Below are 7,917 nucleotides of genomic sequence, written 5' to 3'. Positions count from 1 at the left end.
TGGTTGGAGTCTTAATTACACAACTAACCGCACAGGAAACATAAATATTACTGTTACTTATGCTGGTAATGAAAATTATACTAGTTTTACTAATGCAACTAGTTTTACTGTGATTTTGAATGATACTAATTCTAGTATTGTTGTTAATCCTGAAACTGTGAGTATTGGTGATAATGTTACTATTTCTGGTGAGCTTGTTGGTTATGTTGGTAATGGCTCTGACATTTTAACTGTTAGTGTTGATGGTAATGTTTATAATAATGTTACTATTAATTCTACTGGTGGTTGGAGTCTTAATTACACAACTAACCGCACAGGAAACATAATTATTACTGTTAGTTATGCTGGTAATGAAAATTATACTAGTTTTATTAATGCAAGTAGTTTTACTGTGATTTTGAATGATACTAATTCTAGTATTGTTGTTAATCCTGAAACTGTGAATATTGGCAACAATGTTACTATTTCTGGTGAACTTGTTGGTTATGTTGGTAATGGCTCTGATTCTTTGACTGTTAGTGTTGATGGTAATGTTTATAATAATGTTACTATTAATTCTACTGGTGGTTGGAGTCTTAATTACACAACTAACCGCACAGGAAACATAACTATTACTGTTAATTATGCTGGTAACGAAAATTATACTGCTTTTAATAATGCAACTAGCTTTTCAGTGGCTAAGAATGGTGTTAATTCTTCTATTAATATTCCTAGTGATGTTAAGGTTGGAGATTCTATAATAATTGATGGTGTTTTAGCTGATGAAAATGGTAATCCAATAGCTAATACTACTATTACTGTTATTATTGATGGTGAAAACTTTAATGTAACAACTGCTGAAAATGGTAGTTGGAATATTAATTACACCCCAACTCATGCAGGTGAATTTACTATTAATCTTACTTGGGAAGGTAATGAAAATTACACTAGTTTTAACAATAATACTAACTTCAATGTTAATAAATTAGCTACATATTCTAGTATTGACCTTTCAGCTGACTTTAGAGTAGGGAAAACTACTGTTATAAGTGGTGTTCTTCTCGATGAGGAAGGTAATAAAATAGCTGATAGTGAATTAGAAATTACTATTGATGGTAAAAAACATTTAGTGAAAACCAATTTCAATGGTTACTGGTATTTAACTTATAAACCTGAAAATACTGGAAAAATTACAGTTGTACTTAATTTCAATGGTGATGCTAAATATTTAGGTTTTACTAACAGCACTAGTTTTGATGTTAAAAAAGGTGAAAGCTTTGTTAATGTTACTGTTAATGAAAATAAGGATGGTTCTGTTGATTTGATTGTTAAAGTAGTTGATGAAGATGGTGATATCATACCAGATTATAAAGTTGATGTTGAATTAGATGGTAAATACATAGGATCTGTGATAACAGACTCTGATGGAGTTGGAATATTCCATATACCCAATTCTAAACTTACACCTGGTAAACATAAGATTACAGTTTCATCTGACAATGAAAATTACTTTAGTAATTTAGCATTTGCTGAATTTGAAACCAAAAACAACAATACTAACAATACTAATAAAACTAATAATACTAATGGTAATGGCAATAAAACAACTGATAATCCAGTAGCAATAGCTACTATGAAAAAAACAGGAATACCAATAATACCTATTATACTAGTATTGATAAGTATATTTGGAATCAGCTTAAGAAGAAAACAATAATTAAACATTTTTTTTTTTTAGGAGGGCTTATTTTATTTTTTCCTCCATATTTATTTTTATTATTTATATTTTAATTTTTATTATTTTTTTTATATTATTTTTGACTTTGTAGAAATCCTTTTTTTTTAGCTTATTTGTGTTGATCTTTTTTAAACAGATTTTAGCATTAATTATAAGTATAAATAATGAAATTTATAAGTTTATTTTCATTTAAATCAGTGATGCATTGATTTTTAAATTTTTTAATATAATTTTTCAGGCTTTTCAAAGTTAAAATCCGAAAAGATTTAATTGTCTTGAAATTAAATCATTAAACTGAGAGTATGTATTTTTGCGTTTTATAATAATATATATTCTCATTATTAATATTTATATCTTTATAATCCTTAAATTTCAAAATAACTAAATATAAACCAAAATATAAAAATTTAAAGAAAAAAAAGGATAGTTTATTTGAAAATTAAAGAATAAATTTTTCAAAAAAAAAAGTGAAACTTCAAATATAAAAAATTAGGATTTCTACAAAGCCTATTTTTTAATAATAATTATAATTTAATTGTAATATTAATTTAATTTATAATTATAGTAATTTACTTTTTATAGTAATTTATTTTATATTAATAATTTAATTAAAGTTTAGATTAACTTTAATTATTTTTATTAAAATTTTTCACACATTCTATTTAAAAATTTAGCTAATGATACTATATCAAAACGGTTATGTTCAATGATGGGAACTAAAGGTCCAATATTATCTTCTTTTAGATATGCATCATAAAATTCAGGTATATGTGATCCTGGAACATCATCAACACGATTAATATCAAATATGTTTTTCTCTATAGTAGTTAGTTTACAATTTGGTAGTTTATCTTTCCAAAGATTTCTTGCATAATAAATTAAATCATAATGGAATGGTTGACTTTCATTGTTTAATTGATAGTAATTACATCTATTTCTAATAAATGGAACATCAAAACTAGCACCATTATAAGTAATAAGGGTTGAATCTTCGTCAATGTGAGATAAATAACCTTCTAAAACTGCTGCTTCTTCTACTTTTCTTCTAAGGAGATATTGTGTTGAAGTAATAGATTTTCCTTTTTTATCCATTTCAGCTATACCAATAAGTATAATTGGGACGTTAGAAAGACCTAATGTTTCAATATCCATAAATTTGAAACTATCATATTCAAGATCTCCAGCACATTTAAGCATTTTTCCTTTATTATTACAATTTTTTCTAATTAGATTAAATTTATCTATATGTGATCCATTTTCTAGTTTTTCAATAATTTCTTCTGCATGCTTTTTATATTTTTCATGCTCTAAAAGAGAGTTTATATCTTCATATCCTTCTTCTTTAAGTTTTTTTTCTGTAGCAGGCCCTATTTTAGGAATTAATTTTAAGTCACAAAATAATTCTTTTTCAAATTCCTTCTTATCAATTGAAAAATCGATTTTTTCTTTTTTTGTGATCTTCAATGTTTCTCCAGAACTATTTTCTATGATTTCGCTACCTTCAATATCATCTAACCTTTGATCTTGATATTGTTCTAATAAGGTATATTTTAATTTTATTAGAGGATCATCAGAGTTAATTCCAGAGTTTGCATGGGCTTTAGCAATAGTCTCTTTAGAAGGTGCTGCAGAAGTTAAAGATTTTGATAATATTGACTTTAACATATCTTTTTCATGATTTTCATATCTTTCTGATTTCATTTATATCTTTACAACCTATTCTTTTTTGTCTGTGAGATTAATATTAACTTTAAAACTGATATTTTTATATGGAGGTTTACAACAGGAGGTAATATCTTCTGTTCTAATTGAAAATGATCCATATTTATTAAAAATTTCATTCATATTTGAAATGATTTTTTCTAATTTATTTTCATCAAAAACTTTTATATTTCCTAAATAGGAGATTTTATCAGATGAATTTACTGTGGTTAGATTATCAATCTTTTGGATTTGATTATTTTCCAACACATCATTTATTTTAGTTATAATTTCATTTTTTATTTTTATTTTTTGATCCTTGGACATATTATCTTTTTATAATTATTTTAATTTATATAGAACTTATATTATTCTATATAACATTTTTTTTAAAAGCCATTATTAAAAAATCTATTATTAAAAATCTATTATTAAATATCCATTGATTATAGATATGATTCATATTTTTATTACAATTTTTTATAATATTTTTATTAAATATCTTATATGATGAAATATTTTATATAATGATCCTATTATTGTGTCTTATAATATTCCTATATAATATCTTACAATAATCTTATAATATTTTTTATTACTATATCTTCTAATATTATTACTTTATTATCTATATCTTTTTTAAATTTCAATTTTATATTTATAAATAGTAATTTAGCTTTTCACTTATTGATTTTTAATTTTTTTAATATTAATAATTTTGTTATTTTTAGATTTTTTATTATAAATAGTCTTTTTTGAATTAATTATTCTATTTTTTAATAGATTGATTTTTAATTATATCTATTAATTCATGTGCCTTTTCATTAGCTGGATCTACAATAATGGATTTTTTTAAGAATTTCAATGCTCCATTTTCATCTCCTTGTTCTTTTAGTATAGCTCCTAATAAGTACCATGAATTAGAATTATATTTATCGTAATTTAATATATCTATTAATAAATCTTTTGCAAATGTGTAATTTTTATCTTTATAGAATTTCAATGCTTCTTTAAGTTTAGTTTGAATATTATATTCTTTATTATTAATTTTTTCTTCATTTTCTATATTGTTTTTATTATTTATTTTATTATTATTACTTACTTTATTATTACTTTGTCTGTTATTACTTTGTCTATAATTAATTTGTCTGTTATTAAAATTATTATTAATATTATTATTAATACAATTATTAACTTTATTATTACTTACTTTATTATTAATAGTATTACTTAATTTATTATTAATGGTATTACTTATTTTATTATTAATACTACTATTAATTTTATTATTGAGCTTATTATTAATTTTATTGTAATTATCTTCTAAGTGAATTTTATCTAAAATATTGTCTTGTTCAGCTGTATCAATCTCATTTTGAATAAAATTAAGTATGTTTCTTGTAGCATCTTTATGAAGTGGTTTATTTTCATTTCCACATTTTGGAGAATATATGCATGAAGGACACCCAGAATCACATTGACAATTATCAATTAAATCTTTTGTTGATTGAACTAATTGATTAAAGACTTCTATAGCTTTTTCACAAATCCCAATTCCTCCTTCATAGGCATCATATATAAAAATAGTTGCTTCTTGGGTATCTTCATGATAATTTGTTGATAAACCTCCAATATCAAATCTATCACACATTACATGTAGTGGGAATAATCCAATTAATCCATGCTCTACCCCATGTAAACCTCCAGCAAATACATTGTCTTCATCAAACTTATCTTCAAGATGTTCTTTTATTTTATTAGATATAGTGAACCATATTCCTTTAGTTTTAAATCTTAGTGGTGGAAGATCAAGTGTAAAAGTTCCAAGGGATTTTGAAAAGTGCATTTTTTTGTATTTGTGGTAATCTTCAGATACTTCTAATTCACCAAAATGCACTGTGAAATTTCCAATCTTTTCTTTTTTTATTTTTGACTTGATCTTAATATCAACATCTTTTAAAACGATTGTATGGTATTCAACAGCTTGTTTATAAACATTAACATACATTGATTTTAAGTTCACACTATCAACAATGTATGTTTCTCCTTTATTTATTAAAACAGCACCTTCATGAGCTTCTCTGTAAACTTGTCCTATTTCCATATTTTCAAGTAGTTTTCCATTAGACATTACTTTAAATGAATCGTTTGATAGCTGATCTAAGGAATGTTTAAATGATGCCTCATCATCATGAGGATAAATATATTGTTCTCTTTTATTTTTTATTAAATCATAGCTTTCAATTGCCTTATCTAATAGTGTTTCATCACATTTGAATATTTCATTTACCTCATCAACAGTAATTGGTATCTCATTAGCTGCACATAAAAGATGAGATTTAATAATCATTTTATTATTTAAGTCTATTATTGCATTTTCATGAGGTTTATCAAAGAAAAATTCTGGATTTTTCATGAAATATTGATCTAACTGATTTTCAAAAGCAAGTAGTATTACTATTGATTTTTGATTACCTCTTCCAGCTCTTCCAGCTTGTTGCCATGTTGAAATCATTGTTCCAGGATATCCGGATATTATAACTGCATCAAGAGAGCCTATGTTAATTCCAAGTTCAAGAGCATTTGTACATGTAACTCCAAGATATTCCCTGTTTTTTAGACCATTTTCGATTTCTCTTCGTTCATTAGCTAAATATCCTGCTCTATAGGCTGTTATTTTTTCTGCAAGTGGCTTTTTATAGTTTTCCATGTCTTTTTTTGCCCACATAGCTATGAGTTCTGCAATTTTACGAGACACTGTAAAACAAAGTGTTTGAATATCTTTTAAAAGAAGATATAAAAATATCATTTCTGTTTCTTGATGTATTGATAGACCATCTGTTATTTTTGTCCAATTATCTTCATTGTTATTTGCTATTGTATCTTCAATGAATTTATCTTCAAGGTCTTTAATGTTTCCAATGCTTTCAGTTCCATTTTCTGAATTTAATTGTGAATTATTTCCTTTATTTTTTTTTAAGTTTTTATAAAATGGATTGTAAAATATAAAGTCTTTTTCACCACTTGGAGATGTATCTTTATCTATAAGGTAAAAATTTTCCCCTACTAATTTATTTGCTAATTCTAATGGGTTTGCAAGGGTTGCAGATGATAGTATAAATTGTGGTGATGACCCATAAAATTTAGCTATTCGTTTTAGTCTTCTTATTAAGTATGCAACATTTGATCCAAATATTCCTTTGTAATAATGTGCTTCATCAATTACAATATATTTTAAGTTGCTATAAAACCGTTTCCATTGGTGATGCCATGATAGTATGTGGTGTATTTGATATGGGTTTGTTAAGATTATCCGTGAGTTCTGTCTAATTCCATATTTTTTATTTTTTGGTGTATCTCCATCATAAGTTGCTGGTTTTATTTCTAATTCTATTTCATCTTCGAGTTTTTTTAAAATATTCAATTGGTCATTTGATAGTGCTTTAGCTGGATAGATATACATTGCAGTTGCTTTTTTATCTTTTAACATTGTTTCAAGTATTGGTAAATTAAATGCTAGTGTTTTTCCTGAAGCTGTTGGTGTTGTAATGATTATATTTTTTTTATTTTTAATCTTTTTATAAGCAGTTGCTTGATGTTTATATAATTTAATATTATTTTTTTCAAGATATTTAGCTATTTTGGGGTCTATTTCATCCAAATTCATGTAAATAGCTTTTTTACCAGGTATTTTTTCAATATGAGCTATTTTATGACGGAATCTAATATCATTTTTAAATTTATCTATAGCTAATTTATCCATAGGAATCATTTTGTTTTTGGTTATTACTAATTTATCTATTAGTTATAATTTCTATTTTTTATTTAAGTTTCATTCATTTAATTATATTATTTTTTAATCTACTCGTTTATATATTATTGAATTTTAAAGTTCTATTTTAATTTTTATTAGACTATATTAATAAACATTACTTTTAATTAAGAATATTTCATTTAATAATTTTAGATTTTTTAATATTTAAAAAAAGTTTTTATAATTTTATATTATAATTTTATAAAATACTTATAATTTTCATGAATAGAATTTCATGAAAATATTATTATATAATATTAAAAAATTGATGATATATTTAGGTATACCTAAATATTTATATACTAGTAATGACAACATAATAATGGTAATGTCAAAACAAATTTAAACACAATGTCATACCACCCCTCAATTGATTATCTTCATTAATCCATATTATTAGCAGTCTCGACCATATTATTTTGTATTTTAATTTAATCAATTGAGGGTCTTTTCTTCTGTTAATTTATTTAAAATTATTAGATTTTTTCTATTTTTATTAATACTATTTACTATGACTTTTAAGAGCTACTATAACTTTTAGATTAGATAATTATTTATATTGCTTTTTAACATATTTCTATTAAATAAAGAATACTCTCTATTATACTCTCCCTATTATAATCCTTATTATACTCCTTATTATCTCTCTATTAAATATTAATATTAATAGAGATATATGTAATAA

4 protein-coding genes are annotated in these 7,917 nt (G+C 23.9%); 1 reads left to right on the top strand and 3 read right to left on the bottom strand.

Annotated features, from left to right (window positions below):
* On the top strand, positions 1–1,696 hold a 1,696-nt coding region (locus MBBAR_RS10345; protein WP_158082571.1), incomplete at its 5' end, for an Ig-like domain repeat protein.
* A gap of 660 nt (positions 1,697–2,356) precedes the next feature.
* Here the strand turns inward: MBBAR_RS10345 and MBBAR_RS08785 are convergent.
* The 3 genes from MBBAR_RS08785 to MBBAR_RS08775 all read right to left on the bottom strand — a co-directional run bounded on the left by MBBAR_RS08785 (position 2,357) and on the right by MBBAR_RS08775 (position 7,181).
* Positions 2,357–3,418, bottom strand: coding sequence for a ribonuclease H-like domain-containing protein (locus tag MBBAR_RS08785; protein WP_080460985.1), 1,062 nt, complete (start codon positions 3,416–3,418; stop codon positions 2,357–2,359).
* A gap of 15 nt (positions 3,419–3,433) precedes the next feature.
* Positions 3,434–3,745: a hypothetical protein gene (locus tag MBBAR_RS08780; RefSeq protein ID WP_080460984.1), complete on the bottom strand. Its 312-nt coding sequence runs from the start codon at positions 3,743–3,745 to the stop codon at positions 3,434–3,436.
* A 442-nt stretch (positions 3,746–4,187) separates the two neighbouring features.
* A complete protein-coding gene (locus MBBAR_RS08775) occupies positions 4,188–7,181 on the bottom strand; it encodes a DEAD/DEAH box helicase (protein WP_080460983.1) in 2,994 nt (997 codons plus the stop codon).
* Positions 7,182–7,917: the final 736 nt, after the last annotated feature.

Source organism: Methanobrevibacter arboriphilus JCM 13429 = DSM 1125, assembly GCF_002072215.1.
GTDB lineage: Archaea > Methanobacteriota > Methanobacteria > Methanobacteriales > Methanobacteriaceae > Methanobinarius > Methanobinarius arboriphilicus.
The sequence above is the reverse complement of the archived record's forward strand: the minus strand, read 5'-3'. Positions and strand labels throughout refer to the sequence as shown.